Annotated in this window: 23 protein-coding genes; 18 read left to right on the top strand and 5 right to left on the bottom strand. The window is 64.6% G+C overall.

The genetic code is table 11. The features are described from left to right. Positions 1-183 precede the first annotated feature (183 nt). The 4 genes from ACVOMF_RS15125 to ACVOMF_RS15110 form a co-directional block, all read right to left on the bottom strand. Positions 184-2,367: a TonB-dependent receptor gene (locus ACVOMF_RS15125; RefSeq protein WP_481509999.1), complete on the bottom strand. Its 2,184-nt coding sequence runs from the start codon at positions 2,365-2,367 to the stop codon at positions 184-186. A gap of 503 nt (positions 2,368-2,870) precedes the next feature. Continuing rightward, on the bottom strand, positions 2,871-3,752 hold the full coding sequence (locus tag ACVOMF_RS15120) for a LysR family transcriptional regulator (RefSeq protein ID WP_481509998.1): 882 nt from the start codon (positions 3,750-3,752) through the stop codon (positions 2,871-2,873). Positions 3,753-3,887: 135 nt separating this feature from the next. Beyond that, complete coding sequence (locus ACVOMF_RS15115) at positions 3,888-6,287, bottom strand: sodium:solute symporter family protein (protein ID WP_481509997.1); 2,400 nt, start codon at positions 6,285-6,287, stop codon at positions 3,888-3,890. Between the two features lie 59 nt (positions 6,288-6,346). Then, entirely contained in the window at positions 6,347-7,198 is an 852-nt protein-coding gene (locus tag ACVOMF_RS15110) for an HpcH/HpaI aldolase/citrate lyase family protein (RefSeq protein WP_481509996.1), read from the bottom strand. A gap of 387 nt (positions 7,199-7,585) precedes the next feature. On the opposite strand from ACVOMF_RS15110, the gene xth reads away from it, so the two are divergent. After that, complete coding sequence (xth, locus tag ACVOMF_RS15105; RefSeq protein WP_481509995.1) at positions 7,586-8,359, top strand: exodeoxyribonuclease III; 774 nt, start codon at positions 7,586-7,588, stop codon at positions 8,357-8,359. Between the two features lie 56 nt (positions 8,360-8,415). Here xth and ACVOMF_RS15100 read toward each other — a convergent pair whose 3' ends face one another. After that, positions 8,416-8,670 (bottom strand): GlsB/YeaQ/YmgE family stress response membrane protein, encoded by a 255-nt coding sequence (locus ACVOMF_RS15100; RefSeq protein WP_481509994.1) that lies wholly within the window; start codon positions 8,668-8,670, stop codon positions 8,416-8,418. Positions 8,671-8,772: 102 nt separating this feature from the next. Here ACVOMF_RS15100 and ACVOMF_RS15095 point away from each other — a divergent pair, with 102 nt between their 5' ends. The 17 genes from ACVOMF_RS15095 to ACVOMF_RS15015 all read left to right on the top strand — a co-directional run bounded on the left by ACVOMF_RS15095 (position 8,773) and on the right by ACVOMF_RS15015 (position 26,218). Further along, on the top strand, positions 8,773-9,363 hold the full coding sequence (locus tag ACVOMF_RS15095; protein ID WP_481509993.1) for a 4'-phosphopantetheinyl transferase family protein: 591 nt from the start codon (positions 8,773-8,775) through the stop codon (positions 9,361-9,363). A 231-nt stretch (positions 9,364-9,594) separates the two neighbouring features. Beyond that, complete coding sequence (rsmG, locus tag ACVOMF_RS15090) at positions 9,595-10,233, top strand: 16S rRNA (guanine(527)-N(7))-methyltransferase RsmG (RefSeq protein WP_481509992.1); 639 nt, start codon at positions 9,595-9,597, stop codon at positions 10,231-10,233. Positions 10,234-10,728: 495 nt separating this feature from the next. Continuing rightward, complete coding sequence (locus ACVOMF_RS15085) at positions 10,729-11,526, top strand: ParA family protein (RefSeq protein WP_282270048.1); 798 nt, start codon at positions 10,729-10,731, stop codon at positions 11,524-11,526. Beyond that, entirely contained in the window at positions 11,526-12,440 is a 915-nt protein-coding gene (locus tag ACVOMF_RS15080; protein WP_481509991.1) for a ParB/RepB/Spo0J family partition protein, read from the top strand. Before ACVOMF_RS15085 ends, ACVOMF_RS15080 begins: the two co-directional genes overlap by 1 nt. A 34-nt stretch (positions 12,441-12,474) precedes the next feature. Beyond that, the gene (locus tag ACVOMF_RS15075) at positions 12,475-12,783 is read left to right on the top strand and encodes a helix-hairpin-helix domain-containing protein (protein WP_296250089.1); all 309 of its coding nucleotides are present in this window, start codon (positions 12,475-12,477) and stop codon (positions 12,781-12,783) included. Between the two features lie 39 nt (positions 12,784-12,822). After that, positions 12,823-13,554, top strand: coding sequence for a suppressor of fused domain protein (locus tag ACVOMF_RS15070; protein WP_481509990.1), 732 nt, complete (start codon positions 12,823-12,825; stop codon positions 13,552-13,554). Further along, positions 13,551-14,516 carry an SDR family NAD(P)-dependent oxidoreductase gene (locus ACVOMF_RS15065; protein ID WP_481509989.1) on the top strand — a complete coding sequence of 322 codons (966 nt, stop codon included), beginning with the start codon at positions 13,551-13,553 and terminating at the stop codon, positions 14,514-14,516. Before ACVOMF_RS15070 ends, ACVOMF_RS15065 begins: the two co-directional genes overlap by 4 nt. A 72-nt stretch (positions 14,517-14,588) precedes the next feature. Further along, the gene (locus ACVOMF_RS15060; RefSeq protein WP_481509988.1) at positions 14,589-15,311 is read left to right on the top strand and encodes a glycosyltransferase family 2 protein; all 723 of its coding nucleotides are present in this window, start codon (positions 14,589-14,591) and stop codon (positions 15,309-15,311) included. 2 nt (positions 15,312-15,313) lie between these two features. Next, positions 15,314-15,649: a lipid-A-disaccharide synthase N-terminal domain-containing protein gene (locus ACVOMF_RS15055; RefSeq protein WP_405051638.1), complete on the top strand. Its 336-nt coding sequence runs from the start codon at positions 15,314-15,316 to the stop codon at positions 15,647-15,649. A gap of 109 nt (positions 15,650-15,758) precedes the next feature. Beyond that, complete coding sequence (locus ACVOMF_RS15050; RefSeq protein WP_481509987.1) at positions 15,759-17,543, top strand: DUF885 domain-containing protein; 1,785 nt, start codon at positions 15,759-15,761, stop codon at positions 17,541-17,543. A gap of 216 nt (positions 17,544-17,759) precedes the next feature. Further along, the gene (locus tag ACVOMF_RS15045) at positions 17,760-18,143 is read left to right on the top strand and encodes a hypothetical protein (RefSeq protein ID WP_481509986.1); all 384 of its coding nucleotides are present in this window, start codon (positions 17,760-17,762) and stop codon (positions 18,141-18,143) included. Between the two features lie 54 nt (positions 18,144-18,197). Further along, on the top strand, positions 18,198-19,478 hold the full coding sequence (locus tag ACVOMF_RS15040; protein WP_481509985.1) for a TolC family protein: 1,281 nt from the start codon (positions 18,198-18,200) through the stop codon (positions 19,476-19,478). Further along, the gene (locus ACVOMF_RS15035) at positions 19,475-20,479 is read left to right on the top strand and encodes an efflux RND transporter periplasmic adaptor subunit (protein ID WP_481509984.1); all 1,005 of its coding nucleotides are present in this window, start codon (positions 19,475-19,477) and stop codon (positions 20,477-20,479) included. The genes ACVOMF_RS15040 and ACVOMF_RS15035 overlap by 4 nt, the downstream gene beginning before the upstream one ends. 32 nt (positions 20,480-20,511) lie before the next feature. Beyond that, positions 20,512-23,679 (top strand): efflux RND transporter permease subunit, encoded by a 3,168-nt coding sequence (locus tag ACVOMF_RS15030; RefSeq protein ID WP_481509983.1) that lies wholly within the window; start codon positions 20,512-20,514, stop codon positions 23,677-23,679. 594 nt (positions 23,680-24,273) lie between these two features. Beyond that, positions 24,274-24,510, top strand: a complete 237-nt coding sequence (rpmB, locus tag ACVOMF_RS15025; RefSeq protein WP_431595526.1) for a 50S ribosomal protein L28 — start codon at positions 24,274-24,276, stop codon at positions 24,508-24,510. A 10-nt stretch (positions 24,511-24,520) separates the two neighbouring features. Further along, positions 24,521-24,688, top strand: a complete 168-nt coding sequence (gene rpmG, locus ACVOMF_RS15020) for a 50S ribosomal protein L33 (RefSeq protein WP_172675037.1) — start codon at positions 24,521-24,523, stop codon at positions 24,686-24,688. Between the two features lie 153 nt (positions 24,689-24,841). Next, entirely contained in the window at positions 24,842-26,218 is a 1,377-nt protein-coding gene (locus tag ACVOMF_RS15015; RefSeq protein ID WP_481509982.1) for an FAD/NAD(P)-binding protein, read from the top strand. Positions 26,219-26,360 lie beyond the last annotated feature (142 nt).

Raw genomic sequence — 26,360 nt, 5'->3', positions numbered from 1 at the left:
CCTACCCGGGCACGCGGGGCTGGGGGGGGGTGTACCGCCGCGATGCGGGCTTCGCTTAAACGCGGCCATAGATGCAATCTTATGGACCCTCTGCTTCGCGGCTTAGGCCGCTCCCACAGACAACAAACAGCAAACAAAAACGGCGCCACAGTTGCCTGTGGCGCCGCCTTCAAACTGCAGCTATCAGAACTTGAACGTGTGGGTCAGCGACACCATCCGGCCACGGCCGGAGAAGTAGTTCTGCCAGCCCGGCAGCTGCGACCAGGTCAGCACGTACTGCTTGTCGAACAGGTTCTCGACGCCCAGTGCCAGCTGGCCATAACGGCCGATGTCGTAGTTCACGCTCAGGTCCCACAGCGCGTAGCCATAGGTGTTCTCTTCGTTCTTGTAGACCGCGTTGTTGGCCGGATTGACGAAGGTCTCACGCAGGTCGCGGCTGAAGGTCTTGCTGACACCCAGGGTTGCGTTGAGGGTATCGGTCGGGGTCCAGGTCACCGAGGCATTCACCTTGTCCGGCGAGATGTCGAGGATGCCCATTTCCTTCTTCAGGCCCGAGCCCGGGTAGTACTGGGTCTGGCCACGGATGCGCGAGTACAGGAAGCTGGCCTTCCACTGCTCGTTGAAGGTCCAGGCGCTGTTCAACTCGAAGCCCTCGATCTCGACCGGTGCGCGGGTCAGGATGAAGTCGTCGGTGGCCTTGTCGATGGTCAGGGTGGAGCCGAAGTCCGAGGTCGAACGGTACACGGATGCACCAATCTGGCCTTGTGCACCACGCCAGTTGAAGCCGATTTCCTTGTTCTCGGTGATCAGCGGCTGCAGGTCAGCGATGCAGGACACGGCCTTGCACGGGCTGCTGGCCTGGATGTTGCGCAGCGGGATGCCGACGTTGGCGATGCCGAAACCTTCGGAGTACGAAGCGAACACCGACCACTGGTCGGTGATGCGCCAGATCGCACCGAAGTTGGGCATGTTGGCCTTGTAGTCCATTTTGCCGCCCTGCACCGGGGTGTGGTCGCGGAAGGCAACGGTGGTGTAGCTGTCGATTTCCAGCTGGCCGTCTTCGCGGCGGATGCCGGCATCCAGGGTCACCGGACCGATGTCCCAGCTCAGCTGCGCATACGGCGCGATGCTGGTGTACTTCATCGGCGGCACCCACAGGCGGTTGGTCAACGCCAGGCGCTGCTCGGCGGTGTCTTCCACCAGGTCCAGGCCGGCACGCAGGCGCAGGCCTTCCACCTTGAACAGCTCGCCATAGGCGTAGCCAAAGCGCAGGCCCTTCTTCTCGCTGTTGATTTCCGACTGGTCCCAGATACGCAGGGCATCATCGGTCGGGGCCGGCTTGGTCAGCTGGCGGTCGTCGCCGTTTTCCGGCACGTAACGCATGGCCTGCTCGGCCCAGTAGGCATCAACGCTCAGGTCGCCGCCGAAGAAATCGGCATTGGTGTACTTCACCGCGAACTGTTCGAAATCGTTGAACTCGGCCAGCGAGCCGGCAATCGAGCCCTTCTCGGCGGTGTTGGTGGTCGGCTTGGTGCAGCCGAGGTCGCCGGCACGGCAACCTTCCACTGGAATGTAGTTGTGCTTGCCGCCGATGTGGAAGTTGCTGTAGCTGGCCTGGATGCGCTGCATCTGGCCTTCGCCAAAGTTGTAGCCACCCTTCATGAACAGGTTCTTGCTGTACGAATCGGACAGCGAACCGGAGGTGTTCAGGCCAACGCGGCGGCCGTTGCCGTCGTAGGAGATGCCACGGTCGATGTAAGCGCCGCTGATCAGGTAGTCGACCGCCTCGCCCTTGAAGGCGTGGGTGACGCCGATCTTGGACTGCGCGCTGTCGTCCTTGAACTGGCTGCTGTAACGGGTGGTGACGGTGGTTTCGTGGCCAGCCACATCCGGGTTCTTGGACAGGTAGTTGATCACGCCACCGGCGCCGCCGATGCCCTCAGCGGCGGACGGGCCATTGATGACTTCGATCCGGCCGATCACGCCCATGTCAGTGAAGGTGCCGTTGCGGCTGCCTTCGCGCAGTGGCGAGCCCTGCGGCACGCCGTCGAACAGGCGCAGCGCGACGCGACCACGCAGGGTCTCACCGGAGTTGCTCATCGCCTGCGAGGATTCGGAATAGCCCGGCACCATGCGCGCGAGAACGGCGGTGGCGTCTTCGGTCAGGTTCAAGGTGCGCTGCACCTGCTCCGGGCTGATCAGGGTGACAGCACCCGGAACCTTGTCGATGGCAACCGGGGTGCGGGTACCGGTGACGATCACCTGGTCCAGCGTGGTGGCGGCATCGCCAGCGTCCTGTGCAAAGGCCGGGCTCATCGCGCTGGCGAGCAGCACGGCGCTGATGGCGGCCGAAAGTGGCTTGATCATGTTGTTCTCTCCCCCAGGTTTGAATGTGTGACGCGACCGGCCTGGGAGCCGGCAGAGCCAAAATGCGATGGGGACTAGCGCCCCTTTGATCCTGCCGTTTGTTGGTTTCGGTCCCCGGCCAGGCGGGCACCGGGCGCAACTCCGACGTTGGGCGAAGCCTAGGCGGCGCCCCGGCGCGATAGAAGCGCACCTGTGTATGTTCAAAGCCTAGGGTTTGTTGCGATTGGGTGACGGCGCCTGCAGGGGCATTACCGGGAAACCCACCTGTAGTGCCGAGCCATGCTCGGCAGAGGCCTTGCCAGGCAATCCAACACCTGTAGTGCCGGGGGGCGGGGCGGGGGGGGGGGGGCCCCCGCAGGGCCCGGGCCCGCGGGGGAGGGCGGGCGCGGCGAGCGCGCGAGGGCGGGTGCCCCCCCCCCCCCGCCCGCCCACCCCCACCCCTCCACCCCCCCCGGGCCGCGCCGCCGCGCCCCCCCGCCCCCCCCCCCACTACGGAACCCCGCTCAGTCGGTAGGCTGCAACAACGCCGTACGCGCTTCATCCAGCAGCACATTGACCTGACGCAGGCGCACCGAGGAGCGTGACCAGACCATGCCGATGCGGCGCGGCTCGCTGGGCTCGGGCAGGGGAATGCGCACTACCGAAATCCCTTCCGGCCACGGCTTTGCCCAATCCGGCACCAGCGACACGCCCAGACCGCGATCGACCATCACCGCAATCGCGTTGAGCGCATTCAGCTCGAACCGTTCGCGCGGCACGATGCCGGCCTTGCGCAGGTATTCGTCTGCCTGCCGGCCGCCCCATTCGTGGCGGTCGTAGCGGATCAGCGGCTCTTCGCGCAGCAGCTGGTGCGGGTCGGCACCGGCCATGCGCGCCGGCGCCAGTACCACCAGCGGCTCTTCACGCAGCAGCTGCCAGTCGCAGGTCTTGGGCAGCGAGAACGGCGCCTGCAGCACCATCGCCGCATCCAGGTCACCCGATTCCACCGCGCCGTACAGGTCGGCCGAATAACCGGGCTTGATGAAGACGTTGATCTCGGGGAACTTGGCCACCATGCGCGCCAGGATGTCCGGCACCAACCCGCCCAGCGCGGTAGGGCAGGCACCCAAGCGCAGCTCGCCGGCCATGCCGCTTTCGTTGGCGACGCTGCGCAGATCAGCCACGTCACGCAGCAGGTCGCGCGCGCGCTGCAGGATGCGTGCACCTTCCTCGGTGACGCTGACGGTGCGGCCAGCGCGGGCGATCAACGGTGCGCCCAGCTCGCGTTCCAGCGTGCGGATCTGCTGGGCGACGGCGGCCGGGGTGATGTGCAGCATGCGCGCCGCCGCGGCCATGGAGCCACGGTCGACCACGGTGACGAAGGTATTGAGGAACTGGGTTTCCACGCGATTAGACCTCTCAGCTGCGCGCCAAACTACACCAGTGGGCGTAGCGGCGCGATCCGACCAACGTCATGGTCTTTGCCGGATCTGGCGCCACGCCGCCGCGGATCAAGGCCGCAGCGGCACGCAGGCCCGCCTTCACACCGCGTCCTGCTTGTAGATGGTCAGGCCCTTCAGCGAACGGTTCGGTGCCGGGAAGAACAGGCTGGCCACATAGCCGATCACGATGCACAGGAAGATCGAGATGGCCAGGTAGAAGTATGGATGCACCAGGTCCATCGACCAGCACAGCAGGGTTAGCGCGATGCTGCCGGCAACGCCGATGGCCACGCCTTGCGAGTTGGCGCGGCGGGTGAACATGCCCAGCGTGTAGGCGCCGGCAAAGCCGCCGCCGAGCAGGCCGGCCAGTTCGATGGACACATCGAACAGCGAGTGGATGTCGTAGCGGCTCATCACCAGTGCGATGCCGATGGCGATCAGGCCAACCAGCACGCCGATCCATTCGGCGAAGCGCACGCTCTGCTTTGGCGTCGGGTTCTTCTTCAGCTTCTCGTAGAAGTCGACCGAGGCCAGGGTGGAGACGCTGTTGATGATGCTGGACAGGGTCGACATGGCAGCGGCGAAGATGCCGGCGATGATCAGGCCAGTGACGCCTGGCGGCAGTTCGGCGGCGATGAACAACGGGAAGGTCGCATCGATCGGCAGCAGCGGGTTCATCCGCTCCGGGTTGTCACGGTAGTAGACCCACAGCGCGGTGCCGATGCCATAGAAGATGAAGCCACCGGGAATCATCATCGCCGCGAAGGTCCACACCGAGCGGCCGGCCTCCTTGTCGGACTTGGTCGACAGCACGCGCTGCATCAGCACCTGGTCCTTGGGGAAGGTCAGCACCACGTCGAACAGCACCAGGAAGATGAAGCCCCAGACCGTCGCTTTGGTCAGGTCGAAGCTGAAGTCGAACAGCTGCGTCTTGTTCTCGGCCATGGCCGTGGCGACGAACTCCGGTACGCCGCCATTGATCTGGTAGATGATGTAGCCGATGGCGAAGATGGCGCCGCCGAACATCACGAACACCTGCACGAAGTCGGTCCAGATGACCGCCTTCATGCCGCCCATGGTGGTGTAGATGATGGTGAAGATGCCCATCATCATGATGCTCCACACCACGTCCAGGCCGGTGATGGTGGAGATGGCCAGGGCCGGCAGGAACAGGATCACGCTCATCCGGCTGCCGATCTGCATGACGATGCACAGTGCGCTGGCGAGCATGCGGATGGCTGGGTGGAAGCGGGTTTCCAGATAGGAGAACACGCTCATCAAATCCAGCCGACGCAGCAACGGCACGATCCAGATCGCGACGAATATCAGGCCGACTACCGCAATCAGGTTGTTGGTGAGGTATTGCCAGTTGGTTTCAAAGGCCTTGGCCGGAATGGCGATGAAGCTGATTGAACTTGTGTTCGTCGCGTACAGGCTCACGCCCGCCGCCCAGAACGGAATGCTGCGGCCACCGACGAAGAAGTCGGAAGTGCTGCCGTGTTTCTCCTGGAAGTAGAACCAGGCACCGATGCCCAGCATGGCGGCCAGGTAGACCACGATCACGGCCCAGTCCAGCCAGCGCAGCAGGTGCTTGCTGCCCTGCATCTCGAAGCGCTGCAGGTTGCCGTCGGCATCAGCCCAGGCCAAGCCATTGCCAATCCCGGCAATGGTCGAGGGAGCGGCGGCCTGGGTATCGGCCAGGGTCATCCAGGCGCTGGTGATGGTGTGGAAGGTGCGCGCATTGGTCTGCCCGGTGCTGTCCCGCACCTGCATCAACAGGTGGGCCTGGCCGAGCGTGCGCAGCGAGCCGCGCAGCACCGTGCCCGCGATGGCCGGCATCTGCGCCCAGCCCCTGTCGCTGTTCCAACGCCACAGTTGCTGGGCCTGGTCATCGCCGACCACGGCGTACAAAGCACCCTTCTGGCCCTGCAGTGCGACTGCGGGGGCTGCACCCGGCCAGATGGTCTGTGGCTGCCAGCTGGCGCCGTTGGTGGCCTTGCGCAACAACTGCCCGTTGCCTGCGGCATCGGTGCCGGCAACGTACAACGCAGCATCCAGCCGCGTGAGTTGTGCCTGTTGCAGTGGCGCGGGCAGCGGGATGGCGGCAGAAGCGATCAATGCGTTGCCGCTCAGCTGCACCTGTGCCACGCGATCGCTGCTGCCCTTGGCGTCACCGAGTAGCAGCCAGTTGCCGGTGCTGCCGTGGAGGGCGGAAAGGTCCAGCCCACGGCTGTCCACCATCGTCCACGCCTTGCTGTCCTTGCCCAGCGCCCACAGCTGCTTGCCAGACACCGCCATCAGGCGACCGTCGATATCCAGCAATTGCTGTACCGGTTGGCTTTCGGGCAGTGCTGGCAACGACGTGCGGCTCACCGAGGTCAGGCTGTCGGCCGAGGCAACACCCGCCAAGGCCATCAGCGTGATGGTCAGCAGCAGGCGCAGGCCAAGGTGGCAACGCTTGAACATGGCAGCGGGAGAGAAGGCTGCGTGATTGGACATGGGTGGAACCCCGGAACGAAGACAAGGAGGGTGGCGCAACCACCCCGAGGAAAGGGAAATCAGGGCTGGTTGGCGCCAACAAGCAGGGCTTCGGCCCGGCGCAGGTAGGGCACATCGATCATGCGTCCTTCGAACAGGAACGCACCGCGGCCCAGATCGCTGGCCGCCTGCGCGGCGGCAACGATGCGCCGTGCTTCGTCCAGCTCGGCCTCGGCCACGCTGAAGATCACATTGGCCTGGCCCACCTGGCGCGGATGGATGCAGCTCTTGCCGATATAGCCCAACTGCTGCGCGAGCATGGCCTCGGTACGGAAGCCCTCGGCATCGGCCACATCCGGCCAAGCCCCGTCACAGGCGAACACGCCCGCTTCGGTGGCGGCCATTTTCACCGCGAACAGCACCGCATGCACATTGGCCGGCGTGCGGGCGATGCCATTGGGCGCGAACAGATCGCCCAGACCCAACTGCAGACCGGCCACGCGCGGATGCGCGCCAGCCAGCTCGGCGGCCAGACGCAGACCGCGCGGGGTTTCGATGTTCAGCAGCAGGCCGATCGGGCGGGTGACGCCATTGGCGGCCTCGGCGCGTTCCAGCGCAACCACCACCTGCCGCACCTGCGCGGTCGATTCCACCTTGGGGATATTGAGCAGCCACAGGCCGGGCACCGCCATCGCAGCCAGATCGGCGGCGAAGTGCGGACTGTCGGTGGCATTGGTGCGCACGATCAACAGCTTGTTGCTGGCAAGCACGTCGGCGCGGGCGAGGAAGCTGGCGATGGCCGCGCGCGCCGCCTGTTTGCCAGCCTCGGGGACGGAATCCTCCAGATCGAAGGACAGGGCATCGGCCGCACTGACCAAGGCCTTGTCGAACAGTTCCGGACGTGCGCCGGGCACAAACAGCTTGCTACGCATGGCTTCCCCTCACTTTGAGTGGCAGTCTGCGCGAATCGGAACGCTGAAAAAGTGTATTCCCCGACATTCACCCGATAGGTTTTGTTGTGGTTTGCGGGGTTTGGCGGGTGGGGTGAAGCAACAAAAAGTTGGACGTCTCCCTCCCCCCCTTGTGGGGGAAGGTGCCCGAAGGGCGGAAGGGGGGCGCTTTTGACGTTGCCTCAACTGCGGGAAGGCAAGTCGAAGCGGCGGGAGGGCAAAGCCAAAGCCAAAGCCAAAGCCAAAGCCAAAGCCAAAGCACCCCTCCCCAACCCTCCCCTGCGCCTTCGGCGCAAGGGAGGGGGCTGATTGCCGCGGTTTTCAGCTTGGAAGGGACCAACGTCCCCAGCCCCGGCTAGAATCCCCACCATGAAAATCGCTTCGTGGAACGTCAATTCGCTCAATGTCCGCCTGCCGCACCTGGAACAGTGGCTGGCCGACTTTGCCCCCGACGTGGTCGGCATCCAGGAAACCAAGCTGGAGGACCACAAGTTCCCCGATACGCGGCTGCTGGAACTGGGCTACCGCAACGTGTTCGCCGGGCAGAAGACCTATAACGGCGTGGCGCTGCTGTCGCGGCATCCGATCGAAGACGTGCAGATCGGCATTCCCGGCTTCGAGGACGAGCAGAAGCGGGTGATCGCCGGCACCGTCAATGGCGTGCGCATCATCAATCTGTATGTGGTCAACGGCCAGGATGTGGGCACCGACAAGTACGCCTACAAGCTGCGTTGGCTGGAGGCCGTACATGCCTGGGTCGCCGCCGAACTGCAGAAACATCCGCAGCTGGTGGTGATGGGCGATTTCAACATCGCCCCGGATGAGCGCGATGTGCCCGATGCCAGCGTGTGGAATGAGGACCATATCCTCACTTCCACCGCTGAACGCGCCGGCCTGCAGAAGCTATTGGATCTGGGCTTGCACGATGCCTTCCGCCTGCACAATGACGAAGCCGGCATCTTCAGTTGGTGGGATTACCGCGCTGCGGGTTTCCGCCGCAATCTCGGTCTGCGCATCGATCTGACCCTGGTCTCCGATGCGCTCAAGGCGCGCGCTGTCGCCTCCGGCATCGACCGTGAGCCGCGCACCTGGGAACGCCCCAGCGATCACGCTCCGGCTTGGGTGCAGTTGGCACAGGGCTGAAACAACAAGGCCCGGCTGTTGCCAGCCGGGCCTTGGTCGAATCGGCGCCAGAGCGGTCAACGCAGGCTCTTGCGTGTGAACAGATTGACGATGGCCAGCAGTATCACCGCGCCAACCAGTGACAACAGGAAAGAGCGGAAGGTGATGGCGCCATTGATGCTGCCGTTGCTGAAGAAGAAGCCGGCAATCATGGCGCCGATGATGCCCACCACGATGTTCAGGATGATGCCCTGCTGTGCATCGCGGCGCATGATGATGCTGGCCAGCCAACCCACGACGCCACCAATAATCAACCAGATGATGATGCCCATGCGCGAACCTCCCTGCCGTGAAGCACCCCGAAAGGTGCGGTGGCGACAGTCAACGCGCAGTGGCGTTAAGACTATGTTTGTCCGGGCAGGAACCTGTTCAGCATGAGCTCGACGGCTAGCCATTGGCAGTTTGGCCCGGTCGCCGTGTGGTTGTTGCCGCATACCCCAGGAACCCGGGGTGAGCCGCAGGCCCGCGAGTTGCTGGCCGGTGTTTTCGACACCACGCCCGAGGCCTTGCCGCTGACCCGCGATGAGCGCAGCCGGCCATGGTTGATCGGTGAGCTGGCGCATTACGGCACCGGCTGGAGCCATAGCGGTGGCCATCTGCTGGTGGCGCTGGGCGAGGGCGCCCGCCTGGGCGTGGATCTGGAACGGCAGCGGCCGCGCAAACAGATGCGAGAGGTGATCCGCCGCTACTTCCACCCGGAGGAGATTGCCTGGCTGGATGCGCTGGACGACAGCGGTTGTGAGCAGTGGTTCTTCCGCGTGTGGTGTGCCAAGGAGGCGCTGCTGAAGGCACACGGGCATGGCATTTCGTTCGGGCTGAACAAGCTGCGCTTTGCGCCGGATGCGGCGGGGGCCCTGCAGCTGGTGTGGTGCGACCCGGGCCTGGGTGATGCGGCCCGCTGGCATCTCCATGAGTGGCAGGCGACGGAGGATTTCCGCGCCGCGCTGGCGTGGTACCCGCTGTAGCGCCGTGCTCCCTCCCTTTGACGAAGCCAAGGGGAGGGTCGGGGAGGGGTGGTTTTGCTCCCTCCCTTGCGCGCAGCGCAGGGGAGGGCTGGGGAGGGGTAGCCGTTGCCGTTGCTCCTGCCCTGCGCGACAGATCAAAAGCCACATCCAAAGCACCCCTCCCCAACCCTTACCTGCACCTTTGGCGCAAGGGAGGGGGCTCAAGCAGCCACTCCTGCGATAATCCCCGCCATGAACGACACCACTCTCCCGCGCGAAGTCGCCAGCGACCTCGACCACGGCTTGAAGGCCATGGGTCTGGACGCCGCCTTGGCTAAACCCCTGCTGGCCTACCTGACCCTGCTGGTGCGCTGGAACCGCACCTACAATCTCACCGCCATCCGCGACCCGCGCGAAATGGTGACCCGCCATCTGCTCGACTCGCTGGCCATGGCCGAGCATGTGAGCAGCGGCAGCCTGGCCGATCTGGGCACCGGCCCCGGCTTGCCGGGCATTCCGCTGGCGATCACCCACCCGCAGCTGCAGGTGACCCTGGTCGAGAGCAACGGCAAGAAGGCCCGCTTCATGCGTGAGGCCGTGCGCCAGCTTGGTCTGGGCAATGCCCGAGTCGCCGAATCCCGCGCCGAAGCGCTGGACGAGCCGGGTGCTTATGACAATCTCACCGCCCGTGCCATGGATACGCTGGCCGGGATCATCGAGGTCGGCGGTCATCTGCTGCGCCCCGGTGGCCAGCTGCTGGCGATGAAGGGGGTGTACCCGCACGAAGAGATCGCCCAGCTGCCCGCCGGCTGGCAGGTGCTGGAAGTGCGCCCGCTGCAGGTGCCGGGGCTGGTTGGTGACCGACATCTGGTGGTGGTGGAGCGGACCTGAGCCGCTGGATCCCTTCCTCCGCTTGCGGGGGAAGGTGCCCGTAGGGCGGAAGGGGGCGCTTTTGATCTTTGCTTGGCTGTCATTTGGAGAGCCAAAGCAACGGCACCCCTCCCAACCCTCCCCTTGGTCTTCGACCAAAGGGAGGGGGCAGGCGGTAGTGCCGAGCCATGCTCGGCAAGGGGCTTTACCCGCCAAGGCTAAAAACTGCCCTCACCCCAACCCCTCTCCCGTGAACGGGAGAGGGGCTTTGAGCAAGGGCGGAGCGTAGTGCCGAGCCATGCTCGGCAGGGGCTTTACCGGTCAAGGCCAAAAGCCACCCCTCCCCAGCCCTCCCCTTGGTCTTCGACCAAAGGGAGGGGGCGAAGCACGGCAAAAGCACAGCAAATCAGGGCACATTCCCGCCCCAAAGCCGCCCGTTACCCGGAAACCGATTTCCGCCTGCGCGCTGCTACCCCCATAATGACCAGTCCAACTTCGCCAACGAGGCTCTCCTGCATGGCTCGCATCATCGCCATCGCCAACCAGAAAGGCGGCGTCGGCAAGACCACGACGGCTGTCAATCTGGCTGCTTCCCTTGCCGCCGCGCCCAAGCGCGTGCTGCTGGTCGACCTGGACTCGCAGGGCAACGCGACCATGGGCAGTGGCGTGGACAAGCGTGAGGTGGCTGCGTCCACCTGTGACCTGCTGCTGGGCGAGGTCACCGCCGCCGAAGTGCGCGTCACCACGCCGGAAGGCTTCGACCTGCTGCCAGGCAACATCGACCTGACCGCCGCCGAGATCCAGCTGATGGACCAGGGCGAGCGTGAGCAGCGCCTCAAGCGCGCGCTGGCGCCCATCCGCGACCAATACGATTACATCCTGATCGACTGCCCGCCGGCACTGTCGCTGCTGACGCTGAACGCGCTGGCCGCCGCCGACTCGGTGATCGTGCCGATGCAGTGCGAGTACTACGCGCTGGAAGGCCTGAGCGCGCTGGTCGAGACCATCGACGCGCTGAAGATCAACCTCAACCCGGCGCTGGAGATCGAAGGCGTGCTGCGCACCATGTTCGACGTGCGCAACAACCTGGCCAATGCGGTGTCGGCGCAGCTCACCGAGTACTTCGGCGACCGCGTGTTCCGCACCATCGTGCCGCGCAACGTGCGCCTGGCCGAGGCGCCAAGCCATGGCCAGAGTATCGTCGGCTACGACCGCGCCTCGCGCGGTGGTGTGGCCTACCTGGGCCTGGCCGGCGAGATCATCCGCCGCAACAACGAACGCAAGCAGCCCTCCCGGGCCGTGGAGGCTGTCTGATGAGTGCAGCGAAAAAGCGCGGTCTTGGCCGTGGTCTTGATGCCCTGCTGGGCCCGAAGGGCGCAGTAACCCCGGTCACCGTCGCTGCCGTCGCCGAGCCGCAACCCGGCGAAGTGCTGCGCAAGCTGCCCATCGACCAGCTGCAACCCGGCAAGTACCAGCCGCGTCGCGACATGGACGAGGGCAAGCTGGCCGAGCTGGCCGAGTCGATCAAGGCACAGGGCATCATCCAGCCCATCCTGGTGCGCCAGATCGAAGGCGGCAGCTACGAAATCATCGCCGGTGAACGCCGTTGGCGCGCTTCGCGCCTGGCCGGGCTGGACGAAGTGCCGGTGGTGGTACGCGAGCTGGAAGACCGCACCGTCATCGCGATGGCGCTGATCGAGAACATCCAGCGCGAAGACCTCAACCCGCTGGAAGAAGCCGAAGCGCTGGCGCGGCTGGTCAGCGAGTTCTCGCTGACCCATGCCGAAGCCGCGCAGGCGGTTGGCCGCTCCCGCGCCTCGGTATCCAACCTGCTGCGCCTGATCGATCTGCCGATTGGCGTGCGCGTGCTGCTGGAAACCCGCCGCCTGGAAATGGGCCATGCCCGCGCGCTGCTGACGCTGGCGCCGGAACTGGCCACCAAGCTGGCCGAAGAAGCCGCCGAGCAGGGCTGGTCGGTGCGTGAAGTCGAGCACCGCGCGCAGCAGTTCGCCGCCGGCAAGGTACCGGGTGCACGAAAGGCCAAGCCGTCGCCGAGCGCGCCGCAGGCCGATATCGCATCGCTGGAAACCGAGCTGTCCGAATCGCTGGGCGCGAAAGTGGCGATCAGCCACGGCCGCGGCGGCAAGGGCAAGCTGGTCATCCACTACACCGATCTGGACACGCTGGACGGCGTGCTGGAGCGGCTGCGCGTCCGCCAGAACGGCTGACGTACTTCATTCCCCACGAGGTGCACGCAAGGCAATGAACCCCACCAAGGTCGACCGCAATCATCTATTGCGTCTGACCGACCTGCCGAATGTCGGGCCGGCCTGTGAAAAGGATCTCCGTCTGATCGGAATCCGGGTTCCCGCGCACCTGCGCGGGCGTGATCCTTACGATATGTATGCGCAGCTATGCCTGAAGACCGGCGTGGTGCACGATCCCTGCGTGATCGACGTCTTCCTGTCGGTGGTGCGCTTCATGGGTGGCGATGCGCCGCAGCCGTGGTGGGCCTACAGCAAGGAACGCAAGGAAACCCTGGCCAAGGACGCGCCGCTCACCTTGTGGTGAGGCAGGGGCGATGCTCGTGGCCGCCAACCGGAGCAGTGCATGAGCAACACAGGTGACGAAATGAGCCCGGGCGGCAGCCGCATCCTGGACCATTGCCAGGCCAGTGATTTCGAGCCCGCACGCGGCCATTCGCACGGTGCGGCGATCAGTGCGCACATCGAGCACCATCTCGGGCAGATAGCCAACGTGCTGCATGAAATCGTCTCCGACACCGTGCAGGTGGACATCCATGTGGTGCCGCCGTGCGGGGACTGCCCGAATACGCGCCTGGTGACTTCCGGCATGAGCGATCTGCCGATGCAACTGCCGGATGATGCCGGGGTCTCGCCCTACCTGGAACTGATGCTGACCCTGCCGGGCGACTGGCCGCTGGATCACGCCCAGCTGCAGGACGAGCGCAATTACTGGCCCATCCGCCTGCTCAAGATGCTGGCCCGGCTGCCGCACAAGCACAACACCTGGCTGGGCCTGACCCATACCGTGCCCAACGGCGATCCGGCCCAGCCCTACGCGCCTGGCGTGGAGTTCGATGGTGCGATCCTGCTGCTGGCGCTGTCGGCACCGGAAGATTTCGACACCCTGGTGGTCGATGACGACACCAGCATCGAGTTCCTGTCGGTGGTGCCGTTGTACCCGCAGGAAATGGCCTTGAAGCTGCGTGAAGGTGCCGATGTGCTGATCGACCTGCTGAGTGACAACGACATCGGTGATGTCATCGAGCCGGGCCGGCATAATCCGGCCCGCGAACACCTGTCTGGAATTCCTGCATGACCATACTCGTCACCGGTGCCGCTGGTTTCATCGGCGCCTACACCTGCCAGGCATTGGCCGCCCAAGGCGAGCGCGTGGTCGGGCTGGACAACTACAACGATTACTACGATCCGCAGCTCAAGCGTGACCGCGTGGCCGCCCTGTGCCCGCAGCTGGATATGCGCGCGCTGGACATCACCGACCGCGACGGCCTGGCAGCGCTGTTCGATGAAATCCAGCCGACGCAGGTGATCCACCTGGCCGCGCAGGCCGGCGTGCGTTATTCGCTGGAAAACCCGCACGCCTACGTTGAAAGCAACCTGGTCGGCTTCGTCAACATCTTGGAGCTGTGCCGGCACCGCGGTGTGCAGCATCTGGTCTATGCGTCCAGCAGCTCGGTCTATGGCAACTCGGCCACGCCGCCGTTCTCCGAAGACCAGCGCGTGGACCAGCCGCGCTCGCTGTACGCGGCCACCAAGGCGGCCAACGAATTGATGGCCTATACCTATGCGCAGCTGTACGGCCTGAAGGCCACCGGCCTGCGCTTTTTCACGGTATATGGTCCTTGGGGCCGACCGGACATGGCGCCGCTGCTGTTCTCGCGTGCGGTGCTGGCCGGGCGCAGCATAGATGTGTTCAACAACGGCCACATGCGGCGCGACTTCACACATGTTTCTGACATCGTCGCAGGTATCCTTGGGGCGCTGTCGCATCCCTCCGCCCAGGCCACACCCCACCAGGTGTTCAACCTGGGCAACCACACCCCGGTGGAGCTGGAACATTTCATCGACGTGATCGCCTCGGCCGCGGGGCACCCGGCGCACAAGGTCTACAAGCCGATGCAGCCGGGCGACATGGTGGAAACCATGGCCGATACCTCGCGCGCACAGGCTGTTTTCGGCTACGCGCCGAACACGCCGATCGAACTGGGCCTGCCACCGGTGGTGGAGTGGTGCCGTACCTACTTCGGGTCGCGCGCCTGACTCACCTTCCGCTAAGTTGAGTTTTGGAAAATGCGTGACCTTTCTTCAAATGCACAACCTGCGGAACCAGCAATGAACCAGCCCAGCCTCTCAGTGGTTGTTCCCGTCTTCAACGAACGCGACAACGTCACCCCGCTGGTCAATGAAATCACCGCCGCGCTGCGCGGCCAGATTGATTTCGAGATCGTCTACGTCGACGACAACTCCAAGGACGACAGCCTGCAGGTACTGCAGGCGCTGAAAACGACCAACCCGGAACTGCGGGTGCTGCACCACGTCAGCCAGAGCGGGCAGAGCACGGCAGTGCGCACCGGCGTCAAGGCCGCACGCGCGCCGTGGATCGCCACCCTCGATGGCGACGGCCAGAACGACCCGGCCGATATTCCCAAGCTGTTGGCAGCCCGCAACGGCGCCGAAGCACAGGTACGGCTGTTCGCCGGCTGGCGCGTCAACCGCCAGGATTCGGGCAGCAAGCGCTGGGCCAGCAAGTGGGCCAATGCCATCCGCGCGCGCATGCTGCGCGATGACACCCCGGACACTGGCTGCGGCATCAAACTGTTCGAGCGCGCGGCCTTCCTCGACCTGCCGTACTTCGACCATATGCACCGCTACCTGCCGGCGCTGATGCAGCGTGCCGGCTGGAAGACGGTGAGCGTGCCGGTCAACCACCGCCATCGCACCGCTGGCGTGTCCAAGTACAACAACCTCGGGCGCGCGCTGGTCGGCATCCGTGACCTGCGCGGCGTGGCCTGGTTGATCACCCGTTCCAAGCGCACCGCGGTGGAAGAGGTCTGAGCATGGATTTCATGAACCAACCGCTGGTGTGGCTGGAGTGGACCGGCGTGCACATGTCGCCGTGGAAGCTGATCGGCCTGACCGGCGCGTTGATGTTCGGCGGCCGCTGGCTGGTGCAGTTCGTGGCCTCGCGGCGTGCCGGCAAGCCGGTGATCCCGCGCCTGTTCTGGTACATGAGCGTACTCGGCAGCCTGATGACGCTGAGCTACTTCCTGTTCTCTTCCAAGCAGGATGCGGTGGGCGTGGTGCAGAACCTGTTCCCGGCATTCACCGCGCTCTACAGCCTGCGGTTGGACATCAAGCACCGCGGCTGGCAGCGCGACAAGGCCGGCCACTGAGCGGGCAACTGTGCCCAAATCCGGCGGATTGCTGCCCGAATCCGTCTAGGTCGGGCGCCAGCTTCAATGCGATGATCGGGGTGAATGAACCACCTGGGGAATACCGATCGTGAAATCGCCGTTGACCGTTGCGCTGCTGCTCACCCTTGGCCTGAGCGCCACCCCGGCCTTTGCCGCCGCACCGTCGGCCCCGGCCACGCTGGCCACCCAATCGCTGGATGAGCAGTTCAAGGCCATCTACGAGAAGGAATGGGCCTGGCGCCAGACCGGTGGCGGCGAAGCCAGTGAAGACAGCGACGCCCCGGCCAACAGCACGCGCCTGCCTGATGTCAGCGCCGCTGCACAGCAGGCGCGGCTAAAGGTATGGGACGAGGTGCTGGGCAAGCTCAAGGCCATCGACCCGAGCAAGCTCTCGGCCGAAAACCAGATCAACTACGCCATCTACCGCTACCAGGTCGAAAGCCTGGCCGATGAAGTGCGCCTGGGCAGCTACGAGATGCCGTTCAATTCGGATTCCTCGTTCTGGTCGAATCTGAGTTTCATGGCGCGTCGTGAGATGAAGACCGCGCAGGACTACCGCAACTACATCGCGCGCTTGAACGATGTGCCGCGCTACTTCGACCAGCAGATGGTCAATATGCGCGCCGGCCTTGCCCGTGGTTTCAGCGTGCCGCGTGCGGTGCTGGAAGGGCGCGACGTGTCGATCTCGACCGTGGCCGAGCTGAAGGACCCGACCGAGTCGCCGTTGTACGAGCCACTGAAGAAGCTGCCCAACAGCATCCCGGCGGCCGAGCAGGCCAAGTTGCAGGCCGATGCCAAGCAGGCCATCAGCGGCAGCGTGGTGCCGGCCTTCGGCAAGCTGCTGACCTTCTACCGGCAGGAATACGTGCCGCAGTCGCGCACCACCCTGGCGGCCGAGAAAATGCCGGGCGGCAAGGAGTTCTACCGCCAGCAGATCCGCGAATACACCACGCTGGACCTGAGCCCGCAGCAGATCCATGCGCAGGGCCTGGCCGAGGTGAATCGCATCCAGCAGGAAATGAACGCCATCATCGACAAGGTCGGCTTCAAGGGTAAGAGCGAGCAGACCCGCTTCGCCGACTTCCTCGAGTTCCTGCGCACCGACCCGCAGTTCTACGCCAAGACCCCGGACGAACTGCTGTGGCGTGCGGCGTGGATATCCAAGCGCGTGGACGGTGTGATCGGCAAGTTCATGACCTTGCCGCGTGCGCGCTTCACCATCGTGCCGGTACCGCCGGATATCGCTCCGTTCTGGACCGCTGGCCGTGGTGGCATGGGTACCTACTGGCTCAATACCTACAACCTGCCGGCGCGCCCGCTGTACAACCTGCCGGCATTGACCCTGCACGAGTCAGATCCCGGCCACGCCCTGCAGGGCGCACTCGCCGCCGAGCAGACCGGCCAGCCCGAGTTCCGCCGCACTGCGTATATCTCCGCCTATGGCGAAGGTTGGGGCCTGTACACCGAGAAGCTCGGCGTCGACATGGGCATCTACCAGACCCCGTACGAAGACTTCGGCCGCCTGACCTATGAGATGTGGCGTGCCTGCCGTCTGGTGATTGACACCGGCGTGCACCACTACGGCTGGGACCGCGACCGCGCGATCGCCTACCTGCGTGACCACACCGCGCTGAGCGAGCACGAAGTCACCACCGAAGTGGATCGCTACATCTCCTGGCCGGCGCAGGCACTGAGCTACAAGCTGGGCGAGATCACCATCGTCAAGCTGCGCGCACAGGCCGAGAAGGAACTGGGCGACAAATTCGACATCAAGGGCTTCCACGACGCCGTGCTCAAGCAGGGCTCGGTACCGCTGCCGGTGCTGGAACAGCAGATCCAGGCCTACATCGCCGAGCGCAAAGCAGCGAAGTGAGTGCTCTGCTCCCTCCCTTGCGCAACGCGCAGGGGAGGGTTGGGAAGGGGTGCTCTTCGCAGTGACCCAAAACAACAAGCGAAAGCCACAAGCAAAGCCACCCCCTCCCAACCTCCCCCTTGGCTGCGCCAAAGGGGAGGGGCAAAAACGCACAGCTGAACCACTGCAACCACACTGCGATTGTGTAACTCCATAAGCACCGGCTAACCTGCGCCGATGCTGCACGCCCTGCGCCACCGCCGTCTCCACCTGCTACGCCTGCTGATGCTGGCGTTGGTCGGCATTGGCGTGTTCGGCACTTCGCTGGCCGCAGCACTGACCGACATCCACATGCTGGCGCATACCGACATCGGTGCCGACGTGCACGAGCACGACGACAGCAAGCTGGCCATGGCCCCGGATGCCGAGGACAGCGCCAATGCGCTGCTGCACGCGCTGGTGCATTGCGTGGACTGCCACGGCCACGGTGGCGTGTTGCCCACCGTTACTCCTGCCTGGATCGTGGCATCACCGCCTGCACAGCAGGCCGTCGCCATACTTGGCACGCAACGGCTCACGCACCCGACCGAGAGTCTGTTCCGCCCCCCGATAGCCGTCTGATGTTCCGGCCCCTTGGCCGGCCCTCACGTCTGAACCTGCTATCTGGAGAAACCCATGTGGATGCGCCTGGCGGCTGTTGTCGCCTTTGCGCTGGTGCCGCGCGCGTATGCGCAGGTGCCGGTGCCTGCTGTGCCGTTGACGCTGGACGATGCCATCGTCCGCGTTGCCCTTGATCACCCTGAGCTGCGTCTGATCGATGCGCAGCGCCCCGTACTTGAAGCCCGCCGTGACGCCGCGTTGCTGCGTCCGCCTATGCAGCTGGGCGTGGAACTGGAGAACCTGCTCGGCAGCGGTGATACCCGCGGCGTGCAGGGCGCCGAAGCGACGGTCAGCCTGTCCGGCGTACTGGAGCGCGGCGACAAGCTTGATGCCCGCCGCATGTTGGCCCAGGCCAATATCGATGCGCTGGCACCGCAACGTGCCACCGCCAGGCTCGATCTGCTGGCAGAAACCGCACGCCGCTACCTCGCGGTAGCGCAGGCGCAATCAGCGCTGCAGATCGCCAATACCGATATCGAGCAGCGCCGCCGCGCCGTCGCCGCCGCCCGTCTGCGGCTGCAGGCGGGTGCCTCGCCGGAGTCGGTGTTGTTCACCGCGCAGGCGATGCTGGCGCAGGCGGAACTGGATCGCGATCGTGCCATCGAAGAAGCCAGCGCAGCGCGGCTGTCGCTGGCCGCGTTGTGGGGTGCGCGTACGCCTGACTTCAAGGCGGTGAGTGGCGATGCGCTGCAACTGCCGGCACTGCGCGATTTCGCATTGCTCAATGACGACCTGCAACGCGCACCGGAATTGGCCGAGCTGCTCGGCGAGCAGCGCATCCGCGAGGCCCAGCTGCAACTGGTGCGCACCCGCAGCCGTCCGGATTGGAACTGGCAGGTAGGCGTGCGCAACAGCCGCGCCGACAACGCGACGTCGCTGGTCGGTGGCTTCAGCATCCCGCTGGGTAGCGCCCGCCGCGCCGCTCCGGAAATCCGTGAGGCGGAAGCGGATCTCGCCCTGCTTCCCTATCAGCGCCAGGCCCGCCAGCAACAGCTCTACGCCACCCTTGCCGAAGCACACGGCCGCTATGTCACCGCGCGTCTGGAAGTACAGCGCATGCAGGCTGACGTGCTGCCGCAACTGCAGAAGGCTGAACGCGCCGCCGAGCAGGCATGGCGCGCCGGTGCCGCCAGCTACATGGAATGGGCGCAGCTGCAGGCCATGCGCATTGAATCGCGGCAGCGCCAGCTGGACGCGGCCATCGCCGCCCAGACCGCGCTGATCGAGATCCAGCGCCTCACCGGCCAGGGAATGCTGGCCACCGATGCAACCGTTGCCGTGGAGAACGCACGATGAGCCGTCCGATAAATGTTGTAGCTGCCGGTGTGCTGGCAATGAGTCTGCTGCTGGTGGGCTGTGGCGCTGAACCGGCGCCTGAGGCCGGTGCCGGTGCAGCAGAAGAAGCAGGTCACGGCCATGACGAAGAAAAAGGTGCTGAAGCAGCCGACCATGCCCACGAAGAGGGCGAGGAGGCAGAAACCGACCGCACCACCATCAAGGCCGCAATGGCCGAGCAGGCCGGCATCCGCAGCGCTGCCGTGCAGGCCGGCACCATCGCCGATGAGCACGAAGTGCAGGGCTTGTTGACGCCGGTAGACGGTCGCGTCGCTCAGGTGATGGCGCGCTTTCCGGGGCCGGTGCGTACGTTGCGGGCCAATGTGGGTGACCGTGTCAGTGCCGGGCAGACCCTGGCCAGCATCGACAGCAATCTCAGTCTGACCACCTACAGCATCAGCGCGCCAATCAGTGGCGTGGTGCTGTCGCGGCAGGCGCAGGTGGGCGCGGTGGCGGGCGAGGGCACGCCGCTGTTCGAGATCGGCGACCTGTCCGAGCTGTGGGTGGACCTGCATATCTTCGGCAATGACACCCAGCACATCACCGCTGGCGTGCCAGTCACGGTGACGCGCATGACCGATGGCGTCAGCCAGAGCACCACGCTGGAACGCGTGCTGCCAGGCACCGCCACTGCAAGCCAGAGCACCGTGGCCCGTGCCAGCGTGCGCAATGACGACGGGCTGTGGCGGCCCGGTGCGGCGGTGAAGGCACGCATCGTGGTGGCGATGCAGCCGGCCGCGGTTGTCGTACCGCTTTCCGCACTGCAGACCATGGAAGGCCGCGAGGTGGTGTTCGTGCGTGAGGGCGATACCTATACCGCGCGTCCGGTGGTGTTGGGCGCACGCGATGCGGGCAAGGTCGAGGTCAAGGACGGCCTGCGCGTTGGCGAGCAGGTCGTGGTCGAGCAGAGCTATGTGGTCAAGGCCGATATCGGCAAGGCGGGGGCTGCGCATGAACATTGATCGTCGCTGCATCCAACGCGGAGGGCGCCGCCATGCTTGAGCGCATCATCCGCAGTGCCATCGCCCATCGCTGGATGATGATGGTGCTTACTTTCGCGTTGATCGCGATCGGCAGCTGGAGCTTCACCCGCCTGTCCATCGACGCCACGCCGGACATCACCAACGTACAGGTGCAGATCAACACCGCCGCCGATGGCTACTCGCCGCTGGAGACGGAACAACGCATCACCTATCCGGTGGAAACGGTGATGGCGGGTCTGCCGAAGCTCGAACAGGTGCGCTCGCTGTCGCGCTACGGCCTGTCGCAGGTGACGGTGGTGTTCAAGGACGGCACCGATCTGTACTTCGCCCGCCAACAGGTCGCCGAGCGTCTGCAGCAGGTGAAGTCGCAGCTTCCGGAAGGCCTGGACCCGCAGCTGGGGCCGATTGCCACCGGTCTGGGCGAGATCTTCATGTACACCATCGACGCCGATCCCAAGGCGCGCAAGCCCGATGGTTCGCCATACACCGCCACCGATCTGCGCACGCTGCAGGACTGGGTGGTGCGGCCACAGCTGCGCAATGTGCCCGGCGTCACCGAGGTCAATACGATTGGTGGCTACCAGCGGCAGATCCACATCACCCCGGATCCGGCCAAGCTGCGGGCTTTGGGCTTCACCCTGGATGATGTCGCCGAAGCCGTGGAAGGCAACAACCAGAACATCGGTGCCGGCTACATCGAGCGCAATGGTCAACAGTTCCTGGTGCGTGTGCCCGGGCAGGTCGCGGGACTGGAGGAAATCGGCAACATCGTGCTGGCCCGCCGCGAAGGCGTGCCCATCCATGTGCATGACGTTGCAGATGTCGCAGAAGGTCCGGAACTACGCAGCGGTGCCGCCACCCAGAATGGCCACGAAGTGGTGATGGGAACGGTGGTGATGCTGGTCGGTGCCAACAGCCGCGAGGTGGCGCAGGCGGCAGCGGCGAAGCTTGAACAGGCGCAGCGCAGCCTGCCCGAAGGTGTCACCGTCACCGCCAGTTATGACCGCACCGCTCTGGTTGATCGCACCATCCAGACCGTCGCCAAGAACCTGCTGGAAGGCGCGTTGCTGGTGATCGTGGTGTTGTTCCTGTTGCTGGGCAACTTCCGTGCAGCGCTGATCACTGCCGCGGTGATTCCACTGGCAATGCTGTTCACCCTGACCGGTATGGCACGCGGCGGCGTGTCCGCCAACCTGATGAGCCTTGGTGCGTTGGACTTCGGTCTGATCGTTGATGGTGCGGTGATCATCATCGAGAACTGCCTGCGTCGCTTTGGCGAGCGCACGCACGCGCTGGGCCGGGCAATGACCCGCGAGGAGCGCTTCGCCGAAACCGCCAGCGCTACCGCCGAAGTGATTCGGCCGAGCCTGTTCGGCCTGGGCATCATCACCGCGGTCTACCTGCCGATCTTCGCGCTGACCGGTGTCGAAGGAAAAATGTTCCACCCGATGGCGATCACCGTGGTGCTGGCGTTGAGCGGCGCGATGTTGTTGTCGTTGACCTTCGTTCCTGCGGCAATCGCGATGTTCCTCGGTGGTCGTGTGGAGGAAAAGGAAAACCGGCTGATGGCGTGGTTGCGCGCCCGTTACGAGCCTCTGTTGGCCTGGGTGATGCGACGCGGGCGTCTGGTGGTTGTCGGTGCCTTGGTGCTGGTGATTGGTTGTGGCTTGTTGGCAACGCGGCTGGGCAGCGAGTTCGTGCCCAACCTCGACGAAGGCGACGTCGCCATGCATGCGATGCGTATTCCCGGCACCAGCCTCACCCAGTCGGTGAACATGCAGAAGCAGGTGGAAGCGCGCCTGCAGCAGTTGCCGGAAGTGGAGAAGGTGTTCTCCAAGATCGGCACGCCGGAAGTCGCCTCCGATCCGATGCCGCCCTCGGTCGCGGATACCTTCATCATGATGAAGCCGCGCAAGCAGTGGCCGGACCCGCGCAAACCGCGCGCACAGCTGCTGGCCGAGCTGGAAGCAGCGGTGGAGGAGTTGCCGGGCAACAACTATGAGTTCACCCAGCCGATCCAGATGCGCATGAACGAGTTGATCTCGGGCGTGCGTGCCGACGTGGCGGTGATGCTGTTCGGCGATGACATGGAAACGCTGGCGCAGGTTGGCCAGCGCATCGTCGCAGTGGCCAACAAGGTGCCGGGTGCGGCCGACGTGCGCCTGGAGGAAACCAGTGGTCTGCCCTTGCTCACGGTTACGCCGAACCGCGCGGCATTGGCGGGTTATGGACTCAATCCGGGCCAGCTGCAGTCCACCGTTTCCACCGCGGTAGGCGGGCGCGTTGCTGGGCAATTGTTTGAAGGTGATCGACGCTTCGACATTGTCGTGCGCCTGCCGGAAAACATCCGCCAGGACCCGGCGGCGCTGGCCGATCTGCCGGTGTCACTGGAACCTGCGTTGGCACAGGACAGTGCGGATGAATCCAGCCGTGCGGGTGGTTGGCGCAGCGGTGATGCGCGCACGGTTCCGTTGCGTGAGTTGGCGAGCATCGAAAGCAGCGAAGGTCCAAACCAGATCAACCGCGACAACGGCAAGCGCCGCATCGTGATCACCGCCAACGTACGTGACCGCGACCTCGGTGGCTTCGTCAGCGAGTTGCAGCAGGCCGTCGATGCGCAGGTGAAGGTGCCGGCCGGCTACTGGGTGGAATACGGCGGCAGCTTTGAGCAGCTGATCTCGGCCAGCCAGCGTCTGGCGGTGGTGGTGCCGGTGACCTTGCTGCTGATCTTTGCCTTGTTGTTCTGGGCCTTCGGCTCGGCACGCGATGCCAGCATCGTGTTCAGTGGCGTGCCGCTGGCCTTGACCGGTGGTGTGTTGGCACTGGCAATGCGTGGCATTCCCTTGTCGATCTCGGCCGGCGTTGGTTTCATCGCGCTGTCCGGTGTGGCGGTGCTCAACGGCCTGGTAATGATCAGCTTCATACGTCACCTGCGCGAACAGGGTCGCAGTCTGGATGTGGCGGTGCGCGAAGGTGCACTTGGTCGTTTGCGCCCGGTGCTGATGACCGCGCTGGTCGCGTCACTGGGTTTCGTACCGATGGCCTTCAACGTAGGTGCCGGTTCGGAGGTGCAGCGGCCGCTGGCAACGGTGGTGATCGGCGGCATCGTCTCTTCCACGCTGCTGACTTTGCTGGTATTGCCGGTGCTGTACCGCTGGCTGCATCGGAACGGGAAGTAGCGCCTGCTTGGCTTTGGCTTCTGTCTTGGTTTTGGCTTTTGTTTTGTTTTTGTTTTTGTTTTTGTTTTTGGCTTTGGCTTTGGCTTTGGCTTGAAGCTCTTGCTTCGCTTAAAGCCCCTCTCCCGCCTGCGGGAGAGGGGTTGGGGTGAGGGCAGCTTTTCGCTGGCGAGGCCCCTGCCGAGCATGGCTCGGCACTACCGCTTTAGCCCCTCTCCCGCCTACGGGGTGAGAGGGGTGGCTTGTGAACCACTGGTTCGCTGTCCATCGAACGCCCTTGCGTCAGCGCAAGGGCTGGGGCGCGGAGCGGGGGTTGGGGTGAGGGCAGCTTTTCGCTGATAAGCCGCCATGGCGGGAACTCCGTTCAGCCTGAATGGGCGAAAGGCCACCCGCATCGGCTTGGATTTGCAAGCAAGGTCGGGTCTGGGCATAATACGCGGCTCGCTGTGTCCGGAATTCTCCGGATCGGTGGCCGGGAACACGTCATCTGGTCATCCTCGTCAGCGTAACCCTTTGATTCCCATGACGCGTGGCGGGTAACCGCCGGGGCCGCCGTCTTCCTGGCTAAGGAAGTCATCAACATTACCGAGGTGCGCAATGTCCCGCGTATGCCAAGTTTCCGGCAAGGGAGTGCAGACGGGTAACAACGTCTCGCACGCCAACAACAAGACCCGTCGTCGTTTCCTGCCCAACCTGCACGAGCGTCGTTTCTGGGTTGCCAGCGAGAACCGCTGGATCAAGCTTCGTGTTTCCGCGCATGCACTGCGCACCATCGACAAGAACGGTATCGATTCCGTTCTGGCTGAGCTGCGTGCGCGCGGCGAAAAGGTCTGAGGAGTAGACGATCATGGCAGGCAAGCGCGATAAGGTCCGTATGATTTCCTCGGCCGGTACCGGCCACTTCTATACGACCGACAAGAACAAGAAGAACACCCCGGGGAAGATGGAATTCCTCAAGTACGATCCGGTTGTTCGTAAGCACGTGATGTACAAGGAAGGCAAGATCAAGTAATCCCCTGGGATTGTTTGAGCTGCTGTTCCAAGCAGAACCCGCCGAAAGGCGGGTTTTGTGTTTCAGGTCTGTGAAAAAGTTCCCGCCCTGCAAGCATGAATACATGCCCGGGCAACATCAGGCGGGGGTACCGCATCGCCTACAATCGGGCAGATGAGTGTTATAGATACCCCTGCATTGTGTGATCTGGCCATCATTGGTGGTGGCGCCGCCGGCGTACTCGCCGCCATCGGTGTACTGCGTGGCGCAAGCCAGCCGCTGCGGCTGCTGGTGATCGAACCGAACCTGCCGCTGGCCCGAGGCGTGGCCTATGCCACCACCCGCGAGGAGCACGTGCTGAACGTGCCGACCGCCAAGATGAGTGGCTTTCCTGAACAACCCGAGGATTTCCTCGACTACTTGTGCGAAGTGCAGGCCTTTCCTGCGCTGTCACGGGAACAGTTGGCCGGGCAGTTCGTGTCGCGACGCTATTACGCCGACTACCTGCGCCACCGTCTGCAGCAGGCAGTGGACGCCAGCCCTGCGCAGTTGGAAATTCATGCTGCGCGGGTACAGACACTGCAGCCCAATGACGATGGCGTATTGCTGACCCTGGATTCTGGCCGACCGCTGCAGGCTGGGCGGGTGATTCTAGCGGTGGGCAATGCGTTGCGGCCGTTGCCGGCGCGCGGGGCAAGCGGCCTGGCCGAAGGCAAGCGCGTGGAGGCCTGGGATTACCCGGCACTCGACGGCATTGCGGACAACGCCGACGTGGCGATCATCGGTTCGGGCCTGAGCATGGCCGACAGCGTGGCAACGCTGCAGGCCAATGGTCATCGCGGCCGCATCCATGTGATGTCGCGGCATGCATTGCTGCCGTTGCCGCATGCCAAGGGCGCCGCGGCCGACTACGATCCCGAGCCTTTGCTGGCGATGAATCTGCGCCAGCGCATGCATGCACTGCGATGTCACGCGGCCGAAGCGGCAACGCGTGATATTCCGTGGCAGAGCGTGATGGAGCGTATCCGTCCGCTGGGTCAACGGCTGTGGCAAACCCTCTCATTCGACGACCAGCGGCGTTTCCTGCGCCATGTGGTGCGCTACTGGGATGTGCATCGCCACCGCATCGCCGCGCCGTTGCATGCGCAGCTGCTGGAGCTGCAGAAAGCTGGTCGCCTGTTGTTGCATCGTGGTCGCCTGGAAACTGCCGTTGCCGAAGGCGCCTGCGTACGTCTGACCGCACGGGACCGTTGGCGTCAGCCGCTGCAGTTGGAAGTGCAATGCGTGGTCAATGCCACCGGCGTGGAAATGCGCGCCCAGGCGATGCGCAATCCGCTGCTGCAGCAGTTGCTGGGCAGTGGCGTGGGCCGCGCCGGCCCGCACGGGATTGGTCTGGATACAGCGCCGGATGGCAGCTTGATCGACGCTGATGGCGTGATTGAGTCGCGCGTACAGGTGCTGGGTAGCCTGCGCATCGGCAGCCTGTGGGAAAGCCTGGCCATTCCTGAATTGCGCGGGCAGGCGGCAGCGGCGGCGAAACAAGCCCTGTAGTGCCGAGCCACGCTCAGTAGGGGCCTCCCAAGCATTCCAAATGTAGTGCCGAGCCATGCTCGGCAGGGGCCGCCCAAACAATCCAAATGTAGTGGCGCGCCAGGGGGGGGGCGACCCCGGCGCCCGGCCCGTAAATTTGCGG

The organism is Stenotrophomonas sp. STEN022 (genome assembly GCF_056760155.1).
The sequence above is the reverse complement of the archived record's forward strand: the minus strand, read 5'-3'. Positions and strand labels throughout refer to the sequence as shown.